The organism is Pseudoalteromonas sp. NS-SX12, assembly GCF_057367955.1.
In genome coordinates, this window is record NZ_CM170634.1 from 1,062,154 (window position 1) to 1,081,262 (window position 19,109).

Annotated in this window: 19 protein-coding genes; 1 reads left to right on the top strand and 18 read right to left on the bottom strand. The window is 41.5% G+C overall.

Annotated features, from left to right (window positions below; all coding sequences use genetic code 11):
- Positions 1 to 17: 17 nt before the first annotated feature.
- The 3 genes from AC2IOM_RS05085 to AC2IOM_RS05095 all read right to left on the bottom strand — a co-directional run bounded on the left by AC2IOM_RS05085 (position 18) and on the right by AC2IOM_RS05095 (position 2,885).
- On the bottom strand, positions 18 to 1,487 hold the full coding sequence (locus tag AC2IOM_RS05085; RefSeq protein ID WP_486359302.1) for an LruC domain-containing protein: 1,470 nt from the start codon (positions 1,485 to 1,487) through the stop codon (positions 18 to 20).
- Positions 1,484 to 1,861: a hypothetical protein gene (locus tag AC2IOM_RS05090; RefSeq protein ID WP_486359303.1), complete on the bottom strand. Its 378-nt coding sequence runs from the start codon at positions 1,859 to 1,861 to the stop codon at positions 1,484 to 1,486. Before AC2IOM_RS05090 ends, AC2IOM_RS05085 begins: the two co-directional genes overlap by 4 nt.
- Before the next feature lie 118 nt (positions 1,862 to 1,979).
- The gene (locus AC2IOM_RS05095) at positions 1,980 to 2,885 is read right to left on the bottom strand and encodes a response regulator (RefSeq protein WP_100914358.1); all 906 of its coding nucleotides are present in this window, start codon (positions 2,883 to 2,885) and stop codon (positions 1,980 to 1,982) included.
- Positions 2,886 to 2,967: 82 nt separating this feature from the next.
- Here AC2IOM_RS05095 and AC2IOM_RS05100 point away from each other — a divergent pair, with 82 nt between their 5' ends.
- Positions 2,968 to 3,765 (top strand): chromosome partitioning protein ParA, encoded by a 798-nt coding sequence (locus AC2IOM_RS05100; RefSeq protein WP_100914357.1) that lies wholly within the window; start codon positions 2,968 to 2,970, stop codon positions 3,763 to 3,765.
- Between the two features lies 1 nt (position 3,766).
- Here AC2IOM_RS05100 and cysC read toward each other — a convergent pair whose 3' ends face one another.
- From cysC to ubiE, 15 genes are all read right to left on the bottom strand, one after another.
- Positions 3,767 to 4,363: an adenylyl-sulfate kinase gene (cysC, locus tag AC2IOM_RS05105; RefSeq protein ID WP_100914356.1), complete on the bottom strand. Its 597-nt coding sequence runs from the start codon at positions 4,361 to 4,363 to the stop codon at positions 3,767 to 3,769.
- A gap of 22 nt (positions 4,364 to 4,385) precedes the next feature.
- Entirely contained in the window at positions 4,386 to 6,110 is a 1,725-nt protein-coding gene (locus AC2IOM_RS05110) for an SLC13 family permease (protein ID WP_336435789.1), read from the bottom strand.
- Between the two features lie 2 nt (positions 6,111 to 6,112).
- Positions 6,113 to 7,531 carry a sulfate adenylyltransferase subunit CysN gene (cysN, locus tag AC2IOM_RS05115; RefSeq protein WP_486359304.1) on the bottom strand — a complete coding sequence of 473 codons (1,419 nt, stop codon included), beginning with the start codon at positions 7,529 to 7,531 and terminating at the stop codon, positions 6,113 to 6,115.
- Complete coding sequence (gene cysD, locus AC2IOM_RS05120) at positions 7,531 to 8,430, bottom strand: sulfate adenylyltransferase subunit CysD (RefSeq protein WP_100914353.1); 900 nt, start codon at positions 8,428 to 8,430, stop codon at positions 7,531 to 7,533. The genes cysN and cysD overlap by 1 nt, the downstream gene beginning before the upstream one ends.
- Positions 8,431 to 8,467: 37 nt before the next feature.
- Positions 8,468 to 9,892: a siroheme synthase CysG gene (cysG, locus tag AC2IOM_RS05125; protein ID WP_486359305.1), complete on the bottom strand. Its 1,425-nt coding sequence runs from the start codon at positions 9,890 to 9,892 to the stop codon at positions 8,468 to 8,470.
- Positions 9,893 to 10,514: 622 nt separating this feature from the next.
- Positions 10,515 to 11,528 carry a porphobilinogen synthase gene (gene hemB / locus AC2IOM_RS05130; RefSeq protein WP_486359306.1) on the bottom strand — a complete coding sequence of 338 codons (1,014 nt, stop codon included), beginning with the start codon at positions 11,526 to 11,528 and terminating at the stop codon, positions 10,515 to 10,517.
- Complete coding sequence (locus tag AC2IOM_RS05135) at positions 11,528 to 13,384, bottom strand: sensor domain-containing diguanylate cyclase (protein ID WP_486359307.1); 1,857 nt, start codon at positions 13,382 to 13,384, stop codon at positions 11,528 to 11,530. Before AC2IOM_RS05135 ends, hemB begins: the two co-directional genes overlap by 1 nt.
- Positions 13,375 to 14,163, bottom strand: a complete 789-nt coding sequence (locus tag AC2IOM_RS05140; protein WP_486359308.1) for a TatD family hydrolase — start codon at positions 14,161 to 14,163, stop codon at positions 13,375 to 13,377. Before AC2IOM_RS05140 ends, AC2IOM_RS05135 begins: the two co-directional genes overlap by 10 nt.
- Before the next feature lie 4 nt (positions 14,164 to 14,167).
- Complete coding sequence (locus tag AC2IOM_RS05145; protein ID WP_010561478.1) at positions 14,168 to 14,665, bottom strand: type VI secretion system-associated protein TagO; 498 nt, start codon at positions 14,663 to 14,665, stop codon at positions 14,168 to 14,170.
- Position 14,666: 1 nt separating this feature from the next.
- Positions 14,667 to 15,425, bottom strand: a complete 759-nt coding sequence (gene tatC / locus AC2IOM_RS05150) for a twin-arginine translocase subunit TatC (protein WP_486359309.1) — start codon at positions 15,423 to 15,425, stop codon at positions 14,667 to 14,669.
- Positions 15,406 to 15,747, bottom strand: a complete 342-nt coding sequence (gene tatB, locus AC2IOM_RS05155; RefSeq protein WP_010561480.1) for a Sec-independent protein translocase protein TatB — start codon at positions 15,745 to 15,747, stop codon at positions 15,406 to 15,408. The genes tatC and tatB overlap by 20 nt, the downstream gene beginning before the upstream one ends.
- Before the next feature lie 3 nt (positions 15,748 to 15,750).
- The gene (tatA, locus tag AC2IOM_RS05160; RefSeq protein ID WP_010561481.1) at positions 15,751 to 15,975 is read right to left on the bottom strand and encodes a Sec-independent protein translocase subunit TatA; all 225 of its coding nucleotides are present in this window, start codon (positions 15,973 to 15,975) and stop codon (positions 15,751 to 15,753) included.
- Between the two features lie 37 nt (positions 15,976 to 16,012).
- A complete protein-coding gene (ubiB, locus tag AC2IOM_RS05165) occupies positions 16,013 to 17,623 on the bottom strand; it encodes a ubiquinone biosynthesis regulatory protein kinase UbiB (protein WP_486359310.1) in 1,611 nt (536 codons plus the stop codon).
- Between the two features lie 11 nt (positions 17,624 to 17,634).
- On the bottom strand, positions 17,635 to 18,240 hold the full coding sequence (locus AC2IOM_RS05170; protein ID WP_486359311.1) for a ubiquinone biosynthesis accessory factor UbiJ: 606 nt from the start codon (positions 18,238 to 18,240) through the stop codon (positions 17,635 to 17,637).
- 4 nt (positions 18,241 to 18,244) lie between these two features.
- The gene (gene ubiE / locus AC2IOM_RS05175; protein ID WP_100914342.1) at positions 18,245 to 18,997 is read right to left on the bottom strand and encodes a bifunctional demethylmenaquinone methyltransferase/2-methoxy-6-polyprenyl-1,4-benzoquinol methylase UbiE; all 753 of its coding nucleotides are present in this window, start codon (positions 18,995 to 18,997) and stop codon (positions 18,245 to 18,247) included.
- Between the last annotated feature and the right edge of the window lie 112 nt (positions 18,998 to 19,109).

The window sequence follows — 19,109 nt, forward strand, 5'->3', positions numbered from 1 at the left end:
ACGGCGCCCTTTTTGTTTTACCATTTCCAAAATGAGGTAGGAAGTGATTTGGTTTTGTTGGTTGTTGGATGCATATACCAAGTTTCGTTCTGGCTACTTCCATTGTTGGTATAGTCTAAAAACGTACTATAGGCTTCCCCCAAATCTGTATATTCAAGCGGTGGCAACCACTGATCAGGGAATACCAACGCATAAGGGTAGCCAAGTTGGTCTTTATACTCACTATTAAAACTGCCGCTATTGGTTGACTGAGAAAGTTGGGCTGTATTGCCAGAAAGATGGATTTCATAGCCTGTTGTCAGCACATGCAAATAAGGGTCATAAGGTGCTGCTGGAATAGCATCAAAGCTAAGTGGTGAGTCCAAGTCAAATGAAAAGCTGAATTTGTGGCCTTGAATCGGCGTTTGCTCACTCAATGTATTCGCAAAATCAGAGCCTTCAACTTTCATTAACGCTTTGGTATTTTCAAATAGTCTTAGATTTAGGTTTCCATTCACCGCTTGCAGCTGTGGGTAACCAATCGCTTGTTCGGAACTTCCTGGTTTAAATAGGTTAACTTGCGCGTTGCCTGACACATAGTCACTGAAAGGTACGTGTAGATACCAATCGTGATTAGCCGAGGCGCCTCGGGCGATCATATAACCAACGCCAATCACGGAAACCACCTGTGAATTTGACACACCAAAGCCAACGCGATAACCAATTACCAAATCATTAAAATCGTAATCACCGCGATTGGGGTACTGATCTTCATAAGCAACCACAAAATATGACGCACTGCTAGGATAATATACCCATGAATCAACGGTTTGTTCTACTTGCAATTGTGCGACTACTAAGGGAGCTTCATCAACACCAGGTGCTAGCTCAGTTAATACTTGAGCATCATAAGGGTTAACAACCGCGATATCTTCGTAACCGCCCGTATAATCATAAAATGCCTCGGGATCGCCAAGTGATTTGTTGGTTTGTTGTAGTCTTACGGCAAGAAAAATAGCATCTGCATTAGCTATTGAGTCAGGTACCAAAATAGTAAGTAAACTATCAAACTCCGAAGTGATGTCATTCAGCGTGGCGCCGGTAATGCGTGATGAGCCCGATTCACCGATCATGGTGTAGCGAAAAGTACGGGAAGTTTCGCTAATCGCGGCAACTAGGCTGGTGGTTGGTGTATAAAACTCATTGTAACGAGACTCACTGCCATTTCGTACAACGATAAGTTCGACCGTATCGACAGTAACGCCTTGGGTTGATGCTTTTTCAGTGCCATTTGCCGCTTCGTTTATATCTACTGCAAATACAAGTTTGTTGCCATGAGCATTACGTAGTGATTCTAAGTCATCTACCGTTAGGTTATTAGCGCTTTGTTGTGCTTTAAAAAGGTCAATGTAGCCGTAACCTTGTTTGATGGTATCGGCTAGTTTTACTGATTCCACCGCAAATGTCTGGAAGCTTATAAAAAGAAATAATAGGATACTGATTTTCATAATGAAATCTCCCCAGTTACCTGCTCATCATCACTAAAATCCGAAAAAATATCGTATTTAATAGTTTTAACCTTGTTAGGTACGTGGATTGAGAAAACGTGTTGTTCTGGTACTTTGCCCAAAAATAGCGTTTGCTCTGCATCAACATATACTTTGATGAAGATGTTGTTACCATTTAAGGTAAGCTCTTGCAGATTAATTTCGACTTTATGCTGTTGAAATTGAGCGAAGTTAGCATTTTCATCAACAGGGTTATCGATAAGCTTATTTGATTTAACCGACACTGGGGTTGGAATTGATTCAGGTGTATCGCTTGAGCCACCACCACAGGCGATGAGCATAAGGCTACATAAACTACAGGCAATGTGTTTCATAGAAAACGTCCTTCTTCACAATCGTAAATAGCCTGTTCAAGAAATGAGCCTAATTTAAGGTTATGAATTTTCTATGATTATTTTTTGTGGTTTAGTTTTGCGTTGCATTTTGCAACGCTTAAAAACCAATTATGGTTACTCGACCTTGAGCCAAAGGGGGGATTTGTATCGAGATATCAAGTCGCCTATTAGCGGGCGTCTTGTAGAGACTTTCTAATTTGGGAAAGGATTGGTCGATAAAGTTAGTACTTTTTAAGCGTAAGCTTTTTCGGCTTTGGTGATCAAGAAATGCAACAGCGACCTTTTGCAGTATCTGTTGACTGGTTTCCATCACATACTTACTTGGGCGTTTGGTTTTAATAACGCGTTGAATATGTCCATTTGTTACGTTTGGGTTGCTTTTTGCCAAGGTGCACGCGGCATAAATATCGAGTAATGCCACAGAACGTACTTTTTGTGTTTCACAGTCTTCAAATACCGCCATAATACAAGGCAGTTTAGATTCATCAAATACCTGTGCTTTGATAGTGTTAATTGTTAGCTCGTTTGAGGTGAGCTTTACTAAGCTTTTTTCGAGTTGAGCTAGATTAGGCAGTGCCAATCCCTCTGAGAGCTCTTCTATCTCGTCCAGTATAATTTCGCTTTGCTCAGCGCCTTGCACCAAAGGCAATAGTTTTTCGTAAAGCTCCTGGTCATCAAATGGTTTGCTGAGTACAAAGTCAGCTCCCGCCTTTTGTGCTTGTTCGAGTTGCTTTGTATCGTCGATGGTGGTGATCATACCGATTTGCGTTTTTAGCTGCTTTTTACGAATCGCCTTAATTAATGCAATTCCGCTGAGCTCGGGCATATTCCAATCAGTCAGTAAAATATGAGGTTGCCATTGACCAATGATGGAAAGGGCATCAATCGGATTATTTGTTTTTTTTATTGAAAGGTGACGATAACCAAAACCTTCAAGCGAGCGTCTCACAATTTCAAGGGTCGCTTTGCTATCGTCTACAACAAGTATTCTCAAAATTAACATCTGCAGTTGTAGATAATTTATTCAGTATAGTCGCAAAAAATAATCAAGACTATACTTAACTCACTGTCTTACTGGAGAAGTTATGAATATCCCAGGTTTAACCTCATTCAAAGTTTTAGAAATACTCGCGCTGGACCTAGGTTTGCTTATTCTTTTGGGTTGGTTTGTTATTTTATGGCTGATCCTTCGAGAGTTTAGAAAATTTGCACATAAAGCGGGTGGCAATGGCTCGCATATCGACGATAAATTGATCGCAGAATATCAAGATTCAATTGAGATGGCGCTTAATTACAGCGCCGATAACCGCGATACGCTCGATGCACTAATTCGTGTGCAACAAGGGCTAGAAAATCAACTTGCTAGTATTAAGGCATCGACATCAGATCACATCAGTAAAGAAGAAAAAGCGTCAATGGATGATTTGAATGCGCGTTTAAAAAAAGCCCATAAATTAATTCATAAGCTGAAAGGTGATTTAGACACCAGTGTGAAAAAGCTAAAAATTACCCGTGAAAAGCTTTACTCTCAATACGACACAGTTGAGCGTTTAACCAAAGAAAACAAAAAAATTAGCGAGCAGTTTGAACAGTTAGAACGAGAATATGTGCAATTAACATCAAACGCCTCCACAACTTCAAGTAGTGACGAAAACAACAATTTAAAAAGAGCGCTACAGCAATACAAAAAGCAAATGGCCGAGCAAGATCAAGTTATTCAACAATTAATGGCGCAAGGTGCGGATAATACTGATGCAGGTGAAGCGAAAAAATTACAGCAAAAATTGTTACAAGCGGAAGAGCGATTAACACATCTAGTAAAAGAAAAAGACTTTGTAGAGAAGAAGTTTCTCGACTTGCTACAACAAGTCGAGAAAAAGTAACTTATATAATATTGCGCTGTTTTAGTTCAGCAATTATTTGGTTAACTGAATCAGCAACTGTATTTGCGCCTGTATCCAGTGATATCTCAGGTGATTGTGGTGCTTCATAGGTTGAATCGATACCGGTGAAGTTTTTAATTTCACCTGCACGCGCTTTTTTGTAAAGACCTTTCGGATCACGCGTTTCACACACTGCTAACGGGGTATCTAGGAATACTTCAATAAACTCACCGTCATCTACTAGCTCACGTACCATTTTGCGTTCGGCCTGAAATGGTGAGATAAACGCACTCAATACTACAAGGCCTGCATCGACCATTAACTTAGCAACTTCACCCACGCGGCGAATGTTTTCTTGGCGATCTTCATCGCTAAATCCTAAATCACCACAAAGACCATGACGCACATTGTCGCCATCGAGCAAATATGTATGTACTCCCATTTCATGAAGTGCCGTTTCAAGGGCGTTAGCAACGGTGCTTTTCCCTGAACCTGAAAGACCTGTGAACCATAAAATGCATGGCTTATGGCCTTTTTGCGCTACGCGGTTTGATTTCTCAACATGGTAGTTGTGCCAAACGATATTTTCGTCACTCATAATGGGTTCTACAATCTGTTAATTAAAATGGAAAAACAATAGGTATAAAGATCAGTGCCGTAATGGAGTAAACCAGTGACATTGGAATGCCAACTTTAATGTAATCTTTAACTTGATAATTGCCTGCACTGTACACCATTAGATTTGTTTGATAACCAAACGGTGAAATAAAGCTCGCTGATGCGCCAAACGCTACAGCCATAATAAATGGCAGAGGGCTCACCCCAAAGCCAATTGCTAATGAGTAGGCGATAGGGAACGACAGTGCAGCTGCTGCATTATTGGTGATAAGTTCAGTACACAGTAGGGTTAGTAAGAATATAACCACAAGCGCCGTATACGGGCCAAATTGACCAACTAAACTTAATACAAACTCTGATATTTGCGTCGCCACGCCGGTATCGATCATCAGTTTAGCAAGACCAATGGCACTGCCGACGATAACAACTAACTCGATTGGAAAACGACGTTTTATTTCACTGACCGAGACTACGCCCCACAACATAAAGCCTATGAGTAATACTATTAGCCCTTTTACCAGCGGCACGATATCAAAAATACTTAGACCAATTACCGCAATAAAACCCGCAAACACACAGTGAGACTGTTTTTCATCGAGGTGGCTTTGTAAGTCGAGGCCTGAGATATAAACAAATTCGCGTTTGAGCTTTTTGTTTGATTGGAAATCACTGCTCGGAGCTAAAATAAGGCTGTCACCAGCTTGTAATTGAATATTGGCGAAGCTACCTTCTAAACGACTGTGGCCGCGACGGATAGCCACTACTGCTGCTTTAAACTCCTTACGGAAGTTAGCATCTTTAAGAGTTTGACCGACCAACGAACTGCTATGACTGATAACCACTTCAACAAAGTGTTCAACCGCCATTTCGTGTTTATCGTGAATAACTTCTAATCCGTCAAACTGCTTCAATAATGGCACCGATTTTAAGTCACCTGAAAACAGTAAAATGTCGCCAGCTTTAATTACTTGCTTTGGCGTTACTGCGGCAATACGCTTTTCACCGCGTATAATCTCGGCTAAGAAAATATCTTTTAATTCACGTAAACCGTTCTCTTCAACCGTTTTGCCAATTAATTTAGAGTTCGCCTTTACTTTACCTTCGAGATAAAACGGCGTGACTTCATCGTCAGCTTCTTGATAGTTGGGCAGAAATTTTAATAGCAGCAAAATTGCAATTAAACCGGCACTTAAAACCGCAAGACCAACCAAAGTGAAGTCAAAAAAGCCGAGAGGCTCCATACCAGCTTCAACGGCAAAGCCATTGACAATAAGGTTAGTTGACGTGCCAATTAAAGTGAGTGTGCCACCTAGTATTGCCGTATATGACAAAGGTAATAATAGCTTTGATGGGGCATGGGTTTTGTTTTCTTTTACCGCAGAGATAAGGCTTGCTACCACAGCAGTATTGTTGGTAAATGACGATAAAAAGGCGGTTGATAAGCCTAACTTAGTGACTGACTTTGATAAGCTTCCTTTTGCTAAGGAAGTTGACAGTTTACGAACAAACGCGGTTTTTTCGATGCCAATACTTATTAAAATCAACAACACAAGTGTAATAAGAGATGGGTTAGTGAAGTTAATTAGCACGCCTTCTAAATTTATCAGACCTGCTAAATAACTTACACTAATTGCGCCAGCAAAAACCCACGCAGGTTTTAGTCGCGTGCCAAATAGGCAGGCGACTAAAACGAACATAATAAGGCTAAGGCTGACTTGCTGATACATACTTATAGCTTTGAAATATCAATTGCTTGCCAGTGAGGGAAGTGTTTACGCACTAATGCATTAAACTCAACTTCAAAGGCACTAAAATTAGATGGTGCTTGTTGTGTATCGGCAGTGTCAAGTACTTGTTCAATCATACCAGCCGCAACCGTTAGGTTTGATAGGCGATCAATCAAGATAAATGAGCCAGTTTCACGGTTGGCAACATAAGCGTCAGCGAGCACTTGTTCATCAATTTCAATTGTAACAATGGCGATTTCATTGAGCTGTAGGCTGTCTGCCTGACCGTGTGCGAGCGTGTTAACATCGATAGTGTGGTCAATCGCAACGACTTTTGCAGTTGTTTTCTTAGTTGCCAACTTAACATTGTACTCTTTGCCTAGCACTAACGGAGCTTCGTGCATCCATACTAATTTTGCTTGCAGGCGGTTTGAAATCTTGGCCGTACTATTTGCTGGCACAATAACATCACCACGACTGATATCTATTTCATCGTTAAGTGTTAATGTAACGGCTTGTCCGGCTTCTGCGCGCTCTAAATTACCATCAAAGGTTACGATTTCTTTTACCGTAGACGTTTTGCCTGAAGGCAGTGCTTTTACTGCTTCACCTACCGTTAATTCACCCGCAACTAAAGTACCTTGGAAACCACGGAAGTTTAGGTTAGGACGTGTAACTAGTTGTACTGGTAAACGTGCTTCAAATTCGGTATTAGCCGCTGCCGCAGGCGAGTCTTCAAGTAACTCAAGTAGCGGGGCGTCTGTGTAATACGGCGTTTTTTCAGAGCGTGTTACAACGTTATCGCCTTTTAAGGCAGACATTGGAATAAAACGAATGTCTTCAACATTAAGTTGCTTTGCAAAGTCTAAATAGTCTTGCTGAATTTTGTTGTAAACGGCTTCATCAAAATCCACGATATCCATTTTGTTGATTGCTACAACAAACTGTTTAATACCAAGCGAATCACAGATAAAGCTGTGACGTTTGGTTTGTACTTGCACGCCGTAGCGCGCATCAACCAAAATAATCGCTAAATCTGCAGTCGATGCACCGGTCACCATGTTACGCGTGTACTGTTCGTGTCCTGGTGTATCAGCAATAATAAACTTACGCTTATTTGTTGAAAAATAACGGTAAGCAACGTCAATAGTGATACCTTGCTCGCGTTCTGCTTGCAGGCCATCAACGAGTAGTGCCAGGTCTAGTTCTTCACCCGCATTACCTACTTTTTCGTTATCTTTATGAAGTGCAGCTAGCTGATCTTCATAAATTTGATGGCTGTCGTGTAACAAACGACCAATTAGTGTCGATTTACCGTCATCTACGCTACCACAGGTTAATAAACGCAATAAGCTTTTATCTTGTTGACGCGATAGGTATTGCTCAATACCTAATTCTCTTACTTCATTTGCTGTCGACATTAGAAATAGCCCTCACGTTTTTTCTTTTCCATAGAACCAGACGAATCGTGGTCAATTGCACGGCCTTCGCGCTCAGATGATGTTGATAACAACATTTCTTCAATGATGCCGGTTAAGGTATTTGCTTCAGACTCAACCGCACCTGTTAGTGGGTAACAGCCTAAGGTACGGAAACGTACAGAGCGTAGCTCTGGCTCTTCGCCTTCACGTAGTGGCATACGTTCGTCATCAACCATGATAAGTAAACCATCGCGTTCAACAACAGGGCGCTTGTCCGATAGGTAAAGCGGCACAATTTCGATATTTTCTTGATAGATGTACTGCCAAATATCAAGTTCAGTCCAGTTTGATAGTGGGAATACACGAATGCTTTCACCTGGATTTACTTGGCCGTTATAGTTGCTCCACAGCTCTGGGCGTTGATTTTTAGGATCCCAGCGGTGATTTTTATCACGGAACGAATATACACGCTCTTTTGCACGTGATTTTTCTTCGTCACGACGTGCACCACCAAATGCCGCATCAAAGCCATACTTATCAAGCGCTTGCTTTAAGCCTTGAGTCTTCATAATGTCAGTATGCTTAGATGAACCATGGGTAAACGGGCCAACGCCCATTTCAATCCCTTCAGGGTTTTTATGCACAATTAGTTCAAAATCGTATTCTTTTGCTAAGCGGTCACGAAACTCGATCATTTCACGAAATTTCCAATCGGTATCTACATGCAGTAGTGGAAAAGGAATTTTGCCTGGGTAAAAAGCCTTGCGCGCTAAGTGCAATAACACCGATGAATCTTTACCAATTGAGTAAAGCATCACAGGGTTTTCAAACTCAGCCGCAACCTCGCGGATAATTTGAATACTTTCAGCTTCGAGTTGCTGAAGATGGGTTAATGCCATGATTTTGTCCTAAAACGTAAAGTTAATTCTAAATTCTTTATGCCGCATTGGTGAGCAGCTGGCTGCTCGACAAATGTGACTGTTGTGAATTACCAAACCAAGCAAGCTCTTTGCTAAGGTTGGCTACTTCACCAATAATCAGTAATGCTGGCGATTTAATTTGCTCGCGTTCAATTAAATTTGCCAAGTCATCGAGTTCACCTGTTACCACACGCTGTTCTTTACGTGTGCCGTTCTCAATAATCGCTACAGGTGTCTCAGGTGCGCGCCCATATTCAATCAGTTTTGCTTGAATATGCGGCGATTTTATCACACCCATATAAACAGCGAGAGTTTGATTTGCTTTTGCCAGAGATTGCCAATCAAGTTCTTGGCCCTCTTTTTTACAATGGCCTGTGACAAATTGAATTGCCTGCGCATGATCACGGTGCGTAAGCGGAATACCCGCATATGCCGAGCAGCCTGCAGCGGCAGTAATGCCTGGTACAATTTGAAACGCAATTTGGTGCTTTGCCAGCTCTTGTACTTCTTCACCGCCGCGACCATAGATAAACGGGTCACCGCCTTTTAAACGGCATACTTTTTTACCTTGTTTAGCAAGCTCAACCAAGATTTGGTTGATTTCATCTTGCGGCACGCTGTGATTACCCAAGCGTTTGCCAACACACACCAGCTCTGCGTCTTTACGCACCAGTGCCATAATTTCGTCAGACACTAAATAGTCGTATACGATAACATCCGCGGTTTGCATTGCTTGCAGTGCTTTAATCGTTAAAAGCTCAGGATCACCTGGGCCCGCACCGACCACAAACACTTCGCCGCTTAACTGGTTGTCACCTGCTAAGATGTTTTCAAAAGTTTGTTCTGCAGCAGTAAGATCACCTTTAGCTACTTGCGCTACTGCATCTGAAGTAAATGCTTTTTCCCAAAACATGCGACGTTTGCTAAAGCTATCTAACTGGCTTTTAACTTTATCGCGGAAGTTACCCGCAAGCTGCGCTAATGGGCCAATATGCTGTGGGATGATGGTTTCAAGCTTTTCACGTAAGCGACGCGCAAGCACCGGCGCTTTACCTGCGCTCGAAATCGCAATCGTAATAGGGCTACGATCCACAATCGATGGAAAAATAAAGCTGCACTTTGGTTGATCATCAACCACATTTACGAAAATATTCTTTGCTTCGGCTGCATCGAAAACTGCTTTATTGACAGTTTCAAGATCTGTCGCCGCAATAACTAAGCTCTGGTTGTTAACATGTTGCTCAGTAAAGTAATCGTGGATAAGGGTTACTTTTTTAGCGTTACTAAGCGCTATTAATTCCGCACAAAACTCAGGCGCAACAAGGGTAATGCTGGCGTTAGCCTGCAGCATAGCTTGGCATTTGCGATGTGCTACATCACCACCACCAACAATTAATACAGGCTTATTTTCAAGCTTGGTAAAAATTGGAAAATAGTCCACGTGTTGTCCTCTAAGAAAGCGATAATTTTGCGCTGTGTTATCAGGCTGATTGCGTTACAGGCAAATATTTAGCATGGAGCATAGAGAAGAGCATGGAAAGAAAAAAATAACTTTAAATCTAGCTATATTCTTTTTAGTTATATATCAACTTTGATTTTGGTTTAAGCAAGTAAAAACAAGGGGTTTAATTAAAAACATTGTGTTTAGTGGCGATTAGCCATTATAGTTATTAGATATAAATTTTTATTTTGAGCTGAGACAGCGATGTTGCAAGTGATTTATTTATGCCTATTTGCCTGTTTTGGCGCAACGGCAACCTGTTTTTTGCAGTTTATGTATTTTTATTGGATTAAGCGAGAAATGAAGTTAGTTTATTTGCAGCGCGCAGGCACAGGCCTTGTGCTTGCGATACTCTGCTATGGTTTTATTATGGTGCTGCATTAAGGGTTATTAAATTGTGCTGCGCGGCGATAACTTTGCTGGCAACAATGAGAAAAGGGCGCTAAGCGCCCTTTTCTCATTGTTTCTCAATATTTGCTTTGATTGCTAGGCCACACATCAAGCGCCGCGATAAAAGCACGCTCAAACAGAACAAAAATAGAACAGCAAAGATCAACAGAGCTTAGTCTTTTTCGTTTAACCAAACCGCAGCTTTCTTAGCGAAGTAGGTTAAAATACCATCGGCGCCAGCGCGTTTAAAAGCAAGTAATGACTCCATAACGATTGGTTTTTCAGCTAACCAACCATTTTCGATTGCCGCCATGTGCATTGCGTATTCACCGCTTACTTGGTAGGCAAAGGTTGGTACGCCAAATTCATCTTTTACGCGGCGTACCACGTCAAGGTAAGGCATGCCAGGTTTTACCATTACCATATCTGCACCTTCTTGCAGATCTAATGCTACTTCACGTAGCGCCTCGTCTGAATTGGCAGGGTCCATTTGGTAGGTCTTTTTGTCAGCACCTTTTAAATTGCCGGCAGAACCGACTGCATCTCTAAATGGACCATAGTAACTCGAAGCATATTTTGCCGAATAAGCCATAATGCGCGTGTTGATAAAACCGGCATCTTCTAATGCTTCACGAATCGCACCAATGCGACCGTCCATCATATCTGATGGGGCAACAACATCTGCTCCTGCCTCGGCGTGAGACAGAGCTTGCTTAACTAGAATGTCTGTTGTGATGTCGTTTAGTACGTAACCGTCTTCATCAATAATGCCGTCTTGACCGTGTACCGTAAATGGGTCGAGTGCAACATCAGTTATGACGCCCATTTCTGGCACTGCTTGCTTAAGTGCTTTAACGGTACGCTGTGCAAGACCTTCAGGGTTGTACGCTTCTTCTGCTTCAAGTGATTTTTTATCTGCTGGCGTCACTGGAAAGATAGCGATCGCAGGTACACCAAGTGCCGCAAGTTCTTTTGCCTCTTCAATAAGTAAATCTATCGAAAGACGTTCAATTCCTGGCATAGAATCAATTTTTTCACGACGACTTTTACCCTCTAATACAAATACTGGATAAATTAAATCGGCCGTTGTAAGTACGTTTTCTTGCATTAATTTGCGTGAAAAAGGGTCTTTACGCATACGGCGCATGCGTGAATATGGGAATAAATCTAAACCTGATTGGGCCATTATAACTCCTCGGGGTCTTTGGGTGACTGGGTTGAATCGGCAATAAAAACACGATTACGACCTTGCTGCTTGGCGCTATAGAGTGCCTTATCTGCCCAGTCGGTATATTGATTTGGATCTAAGCTTGCATCGGCAGTCTTGCTAAATATGCCGGCGCTAATAGTCAGTTTTACATCACCAGAGCTGGTTTTTATCGCATGTTTTGCAATATTTTGACGAATGGTTTCAGAAACTAACTTAGCACCTTGGCTATCGGTATTTGGTAAAATCAGGGCAAACTCTTCACCGCCATAGCGACATGCGATATCCGATGGACGACGCAATGCCCCTTTGATACTCGCTGCAACATACTTAATCGCTTCATCACCCGCTAAATGACCATATTCGTCATTGATTGGTTTGAAATGGTCGATATCCAGCATTACTACAGCCAAAGGTGTTTGCTCACGGCGAGAGCGACGAAACTCCATGGTGATTTTCTTATCAAAATGACGGCGATTACGCAGCCCAGTTAATGCATCAAGTGTATTTAGTTCTTCGAGTTCAAGGTTCTTTTCTTGTAGTTCTCTAAGGGTCACTTCTAGCTCAAAAGTGCGCTGCTGTATTTTACTTTCTAATTCTTCTTGGTGTAACTCTTGTAAGCGAATTGTTTCACTCTGAATGGCTTCGTTAGCTTCCGCTTCTGCAAGGCGTTTTTGTTGTTGACTTACTTTAATATCGCGCTGTTGAATATATTGGCTAATTGCAATTAACGTGAGAGCAATACAGCTAATTAAATAACTTATACCAAATACCACCATAAGTTGGCTAAAGTAGATACTGTAAGAAAATAGCAATGCACCTTTATACAAAAGAGTGATTAGCAGCGGTAAAATGCACACTACAAGTAATTGTGCCTTGGTGTCTTTTTTCTGCGCGCGAATACCGGTTACCAGTAACAAAATAAGTACATGAATAAGCGCAAAAATAACCGCTACAGTAAGCGCGATGGTGTAGCTTAAAAAAGGTGTTATAACTACTAAAGCTAAGCTGATACCAAGCGTAATACGCAAACAGGCAACGTGTGGCTTAGCGAGGCTATGTAGCCCTAAAATTCGTTCGGTAAGAATGTTTAGTGGGACGAGTACAAAGATGGTTAACGCCGGAATAATGGTATGAATTAACCAAAAGCTTTGGTCAGAAATATAGCGATAAACATAGCCGAGTAGCCACGCAAATAAAAACCAAACGCAAATATTAAACACTGCTGCAAGAGCAAAGCTTTGCTTTTTAGTAATTAAAAACAGCACAGATAAAATCAGCGATGAAGCAAACATCACTCCTAATATCAGCCCCATAATCAGGTTGAACTTGGCTTTTTTCTCAATGTACTTATCGTGCTGCCAAAGCGATAAGTTAAGCTTCATTACACCTGCTGTTTCAGCTTTTATATAGTATTCATAGTGTGTATTTGGTGACAGACTGAGTTTAAATATCTGATCAGCATCTTTTAAATAGCGCGTTTTAATCGGCATGCTATCACCAAGTGTAAGCTGGGTTTGCGCTAAGTTGTTGCCTTTTTGAAATAACGTGAGCTTATCGATATGAACAAATGCGTTAAACAAAAAGAGCTCTTGCTGCATCTGTGTATTATTATTTATCTTAAATTTCAGCCAAACAGGTGAATTACCCAAGCCAAGATTGACTTGCCCTGATTCAACATGTTGCCAGGTATTTACTGGGACTTTCTCAGGAGAATCACTTGGTACTAGGCTGTAGTCAAATACTAACTGGGTGTATCCGTTTAATTTAGTATTTAAGGTATTTGCTTGCAGTGCACATGAGAATAACAGGCAAATAAACAAGATCAGTCGCATGCACTCACTTCCAAAGCTAAGAGTTTATGTGCATTGTTAAATGCTGCATCAGCGACTTCTTCTACAGGTAACTCATACAACTCAGCGGCTTGCGCAACAACATGTGTAATATGTATTGGTTCACAGCGGCGAGATTTTGGCTTAGGTTTAATATTGCGTGGTAACAAATACGGTGCATCGGTTTCAAACAACAGCTTGTCGAGCGGAATTTGTGGCAATAATTGACGCAACGTATCTCCGCGGCGTTCATCGCACAGCCAACCCGTGATGCCAATATAAAAACCGAGTTCTAAGTACGCCTCTAAAGCTTGCTCACTGTCAGTGAAACAATGCACAACACCTGGTACTTCAGCTTCTTTTACTATTGCTAAAAAGTCTTGGTGCGCATCACGCTGATGCATATAAAGCGGTTTATTAAGTTTATTTGCCAGTGCTACTTGTGCGGCAAATACTTCGCGCTGTTTGTCGCGTGGTGAAAAGTCCCGATTATAATCGAGGCCACACTCACCAATTGCAACTACGGCGCTATCACTTGCCAGTGACGCGATGGTTTCGCAATAATTGCCTTGTGCTGTTTTTGCATCATGCGGGTGAATGCCCGCACTTGCTGTTAGATTAAAGGTGTGGGCGAGCGCAATAGCTTGGCGGCTATCATCAAGGTTTGAACCAATTAGTAGCATATTCTCAATGCCTGCCGATTGGGCACGGCAAATTACATCTGCTTTGTCTTTGGCAAATTGCTCGCTGCTGAGGTTTACACCGATATCAAAGTAACGCATACGACTATTTACGTTTTACTTTAATGCCTCTGTTTCTACCCTCAACTTTCATCGTAAATGAATTAAAAAGACCTCGAGAAATGATAACAGTCTCGCCTTCTTTAACTGAGAAGTATTCTGTACCTGTTTGATGCCAAACATGACCATTCTCTAACGTCACCATAAGTTCGCCATGTGGCTTTTTCTTTACGCTAACCACAACCGAAGTAATTTCATCTGTTTCTTTATCAAGCTTTTTGTGTTCAAGGCCAAAGTTGTCTTTTTTCGGTTTGGCCTGGTTTTCGTTGTTAGTTGATGTACGTTTTGAGTCAGGCTTAGCTTTTTTATTGTTGTTGGCTTTTGCTGCTGTAAGCTCTTTTCCTGCAACAACTTGGTCATAACACTGCAAGCGCTGAAAATCATTTTCGATAAAACTACATGCTTTTAATGCCTGTGTATTAATTTCTTGTGCACTTAGCGGCAAAGTAAGTAGTGAGAATAAAACAATAGATAACTTTTTCATTTTAGTTTTTAGCCTCTTCAGGGTCTGTGTTCTTTTGATAAAATCCTGCTAGCAGTAAGCCTAACTCAAAAAGGGCTAGCATGGGAATAGCCAACAATGTTTGTGATAAAACATCTGGTGGCGTTAAGAACATCGCAATAACAAATGCGCCAACGACAACATAAGGTCGCTTTTCTTTTAGTTTTTCTTTTGTTGTCGCACCGCTCCAACACAGCAGCATAATTGCGACAGGAATTTCAAACGCAATACCAAACGCAAAGAATAGCTTTAAGACAAAGCTTAAATAACTGCTGATATCGGGTGTAATGGTCATTACTTCAGGGCCAATGCCAGTAAAAAATCCCAGTACAATTGGCATTACAAGGTAATAACAAAAGGCAATGCCGCCATAAAATAAAATTACTGAGGCTGTCAGGATTGGAATTAGCGCGCGCTTTTCATTTTGATACAAGCCGGGCGCAATAAACCCCCAAATTTGATGCAAAATAAACGGGAAGGCTAAAAACAACGCAGCGAACAGTGTGAGTTTGAATGGCGCAAAAAACGGCGCCGTAACATCGGTTGCGATCATGCTCGCATTTTCGGGTAAGTGCGAAATAAGCGGTGTTGCAACGAATTCATAAATATCATTAGCAAAATAAACCAATGCTAAAAATATTAACAAAATGGATGCGAGTGCTCGCATTAGTCGGTTGCGTAATTCTACTAGGTGACTAATAAAGGTTGGCGCTGGTTCAGCGTTACTTTGGTTGTTGGTCATTATTGCTGTTCTGCGCTTGCTCTGTATTTTTTTCGGTATTTTTGTAACTGTGAGTTACCGATTGCGCCGCTTCTGAAAGTTCAGTAACCGAGCGTTTTAGCTCTGGCGACAGGTTATCCATACCTTGTTGTTCTGCTTTCTTTAAGTTTTGGTGCAATTCATGAACGCGCAGTTCTTCATTAATTTCAGCCTGTACATTTGTTGCCATTTGTTTGACCGTTTTTATCCAGCGCGCTACTGAGCGTACCGCAGTAGGTAAGCGTTCAGGGCCGAGTACAATTAGGCCTACAACTAAAACAACAAATAGCTCCCAAAAGCCCATTATTTAAACCTTATCGTGCTTTTTTTCGCTGTCGGTAACTTTATCGCTTTCGCTTTTGTTTTGAATTGCGTCAGATTGTTTGTCTTCATCTGAAACTGCTTTTTTAAACCCTTTAACAGCGCCACCTAAATCACTACCAATACCGCGCAGTTTTTTAGTACCAAACAGTAATACGATAATTGCCAAGATAATAAGTAGCTGCCAAATGCTAATACCACCAATACCCATAATATGTTCTCCAAATCAGTAGATGGTTAAATTATACCTAATGATTGCTTGAATGTCGCAAAGCTCGCCAAGCGCTCACTGTTGCAGCCGTAAACAGTGCAGCAGCAGGAATAATGAAGTTAGTAACAAAAAATACTGTGCCAGTTAATGTGAATGTCATGGCAAATATTGCCCAGACTATAGCACGATTAGATTGTTGTATTGTGACGTTTGCACTCGAATTAGTGTGTTGTTTAAGTGCTTTGTAGAGTAAATCTGGCATTTCAGGCAGTTTTTCACCCCAAAATGGCAGATTTTCTTTAATTTGTGATAATACTGCTTTCGGGCCAATTTGCTGTTTTACCCATTCTTCTAAGAATGGTTTAGCGGTTTTCCAAAGATCAAGTTGCGGATAAAGCTGACGGCCCAGCCCTTCAATATAAAGTAAGGTTTTTTGCAGTAACACAAGCTGCGGCTGTACTTCCATATTAAAGCGTCTAGCGGTATTAAACAGGTTTACCAGCACTTGGCCAAATGATATTTCGGCTAGTGGTTTTTGGAATATAGGTTCGCATACGGTGCGAATTGCAAACTCAAACTCTTCAACATTTGTATCGGCTGGCACCCAACCTGAATCAACATGAAGCTCTGCAACTTTGCGATAGTCGCGGTTAAAGAATGCAATAAAGTTTTCCGCTAGATAGCGTTTATCTTCTTTATTGAGCGTACCGACGATACCGCAATCTATACCAATATACATTGGGTTTTCAGGGTGCTCTCGCGATACAAAAATATTACCAGGGTGCATATCAGCATGAAAAAAGCTGTCGCGGAATACCTGAGTAAAGAAGACTTCAACACCGCGTTCGGCAAGCAGCTGTAGGTTGGTGTTTTGTGCTTTTAGTGCTTCAAGATCTGATACTGGAATGCCATATATGCGTTCCATAACAAGCACGTTTTTGCGGCTTAAATCGCTATAAACGTACGGAATATAAAGACTATCTGAATCTTCAAAATTACGTTTAAGCTGAATTGCATTAGCACCTTCACGCTGTAAGTCGAGTTCATCTAACAAGGTTTTGCGATACTCGTTAATGACTTCCACAGGACGTAATCGTTTGCCATCAGGCATAAATTGACTGACTAATTTGGCCAGTTGTGCCATTAGCTTGAGATCAGAGTAAATTGCGTCTTCAATGTCAGGACGAATAACTTTAATCACAACCTCGTGTAGCTCGCCTGCGTGTTTTAGTTGTGCAGTATGAACTTGTGCAATAGATGCTGAAGCTAGCGGTGTTTGTTCAAACTGTTCAAATAGCTGATGAATATCATCGAGTTCTAGTGCTTGTTCAATTAGCTGCTTAGCTTTGTTGCCATCAAATGGTGCGACATTATCTTGTAATAAACTAAGTTCTTTCGCGATATCAGGGGGTAATAAATCACGGCGAGTTGATAGCATTTGGCCAAATTTAACCCATACAGGCCCCAATGACTCAAGGGCTAAACGCAAACGCTGACCGACACTTTTATCTTTATGTTTATTGCCAAGCCAAAAAAAACAACTGCGCGCGAGTTTGCCATACCAAGGAAACAGGTGTGCCGGAATTAGTTCATCTAAACCATAGTTAAGAAAGGTTTTAATAATTTTATAAGCACGTGAAAAATGCACTAATTGAGCCCTTAAATTGCGTTACAAAGCTTATCTACGCGCTGCTCTAATTGCGCTAAGCCTTGCTGTAATGAGCGACACTGCTGTTTAAATAATTGCGCTTCCAGTGGGTGAATCGACACTTTTAACTCGTCTTGCAGTAAGCTGGTAAACGTTGTCTGTGATACCGCACTTTGTTTTTTTGCGCTACTAACCGCGTGTTTAATGCCATTAACTAGCGTGTATGCAGGACCATCACCTAAATACGATGACAAATTATCAGCCCAGTCGATGTTCAGCGCGTTAAATGCCTTGCTATATTGTTGGGCTAGATTTAAATCACCTTCAAGGTCGAGTTTGCCGCTGCGAATTAGTTGGGTTACTTTTTCAGGTTGCTTGAGTTCAAGCAAGGTACTTAAATCTGCGCGAATGAGGCAGTCGCTTTGGCTATCGCCTTTTGGTAAAACATGAAAGCGTTGACCATCAAATAACAGCGTCATAAACAACGAAATATCGGTAACATCAATGGTAAGCTGTTTACGCGTAGCTGCATGTAACTCAGAGACAAACTGCCCATCAAGCTTGGTTAGTTGATTCAGCAGTTGTTCTATTGCGGCAGAAATTAGGCTCGACACCATAAGCTTAAAATTTAAACCCTTTATGAAGTGCCACAATGCCACCAGTTAGGTTTTCGTAGCTAGTCATTTCAAAACCCACATCTTCCATCATTTGCTTAAGCGTTTCTTGATCTGGGTGCATGCGAATTGATTCTGCTAAATAACGATATGATTCAGCGTCATTCGCAACTAACTTGCCCATATTCGGTAACAGGTTAAACGAGTAGAAATCGTAGGCTTTACTCAGTGGTTCGTGAATAGGCTTTGAAAACTCTAAAACCAGTAAACGACCACCTGGCTTTAATACACGCTGCATTGACGCCAGAGCTTTACTTTTATCGGTTACGTTGCGAAGGCCAAACGCAATTGTAATAAGGTCAAAGGTGTTATCTGGGAATGGTAACGCTTCGGCGTTCATTTGTACGTATTCAATGTTACCTACTTTACCTAGGTTACGCAGTTTTTCGCGACCCACTTTAAGCATTGAGTCGTTAATATCGCCTAATACTACTTGCCCTTCAGGACCAACGATATCACTAAAACGTGCCGTTAAATCACCTGTGCCACCGGCTAAGTCAAGAATTGTTTGGCCAGCGCGGGCGCCCGAGCAAGCAATTGTGTGGCGTTTCCATAAACGGTGAATACCAAACGACATTAAATCGTTCATTACATCATATTTAGCTGCAACAGAATGGAATACATCGGCGACTAGGCCCTGCTTTTCTTCTCGTGCAACAGATTTGTAACCAAAGTCAGTTTGCTCGTCGTGTGGCTTCATTTTCAATCCTATGATTATTAACGCCCATAGTTTACTCGAATGGAATAAGAAATGACAATCATCAGCGTGCCTTAGCGCTTAAATTGGGCACTTTTATTGATCTCACACTAAA

Coding starts and splice junctions, on each gene's coding strand:
- AC2IOM_RS05085 (WP_486359302.1), bottom strand. CDS start 1,487: ATGAAAATCAGTATCCTATTATTTCTTTTTATAAGCTTCCAGACATTT.
- AC2IOM_RS05090 (WP_486359303.1), bottom strand. CDS start 1,861: ATGAAACACATTGCCTGTAGTTTATGTAGCCTTATGCTCATCGCCTGT.
- AC2IOM_RS05095 (WP_100914358.1), bottom strand. CDS start 2,885: ATGTTAATTTTGAGAATACTTGTTGTAGACGATAGCAAAGCGACCCTT.
- AC2IOM_RS05100 (WP_100914357.1), top strand. CDS start 2,968: ATGAATATCCCAGGTTTAACCTCATTCAAAGTTTTAGAAATACTCGCG.
- cysC (WP_100914356.1), bottom strand. CDS start 4,363: ATGAGTGACGAAAATATCGTTTGGCACAACTACCATGTTGAGAAATCA.
- AC2IOM_RS05110 (WP_336435789.1), bottom strand. CDS start 6,110: ATGTATCAGCAAGTCAGCCTTAGCCTTATTATGTTCGTTTTAGTCGCC.
- cysN (WP_486359304.1), bottom strand. CDS start 7,531: ATGTCGACAGCAAATGAAGTAAGAGAATTAGGTATTGAGCAATACCTA.
- cysD (WP_100914353.1), bottom strand. CDS start 8,430: ATGGCATTAACCCATCTTCAGCAACTCGAAGCTGAAAGTATTCAAATT.
- hemB (WP_486359306.1), bottom strand. CDS start 11,528: ATGGCCCAATCAGGTTTAGATTTATTCCCATATTCACGCATGCGCCGT.
- AC2IOM_RS05135 (WP_486359307.1), bottom strand. CDS start 13,384: ATGCGACTGATCTTGTTTATTTGCCTGTTATTCTCATGTGCACTGCAA.
- AC2IOM_RS05140 (WP_486359308.1), bottom strand. CDS start 14,163: ATGCGTTACTTTGATATCGGTGTAAACCTCAGCAGCGAGCAATTTGCC.
- AC2IOM_RS05145 (WP_010561478.1), bottom strand. CDS start 14,665: ATGAAAAAGTTATCTATTGTTTTATTCTCACTACTTACTTTGCCGCTA.
- tatC (WP_486359309.1), bottom strand. CDS start 15,425: ATGACCAACAACCAAAGTAACGCTGAACCAGCGCCAACCTTTATTAGT.
- tatB (WP_010561480.1), bottom strand. CDS start 15,747: ATGGGCTTTTGGGAGCTATTTGTTGTTTTAGTTGTAGGCCTAATTGTA.
- tatA (WP_010561481.1), bottom strand. CDS start 15,975: ATGGGTATTGGTGGTATTAGCATTTGGCAGCTACTTATTATCTTGGCA.
- AC2IOM_RS05170 (WP_486359311.1), bottom strand. CDS start 18,240: ATGGTGTCGAGCCTAATTTCTGCCGCAATAGAACAACTGCTGAATCAA.
- ubiE (WP_100914342.1), bottom strand. CDS start 18,997: ATGAAGCCACACGACGAGCAAACTGACTTTGGTTACAAATCTGTTGCA.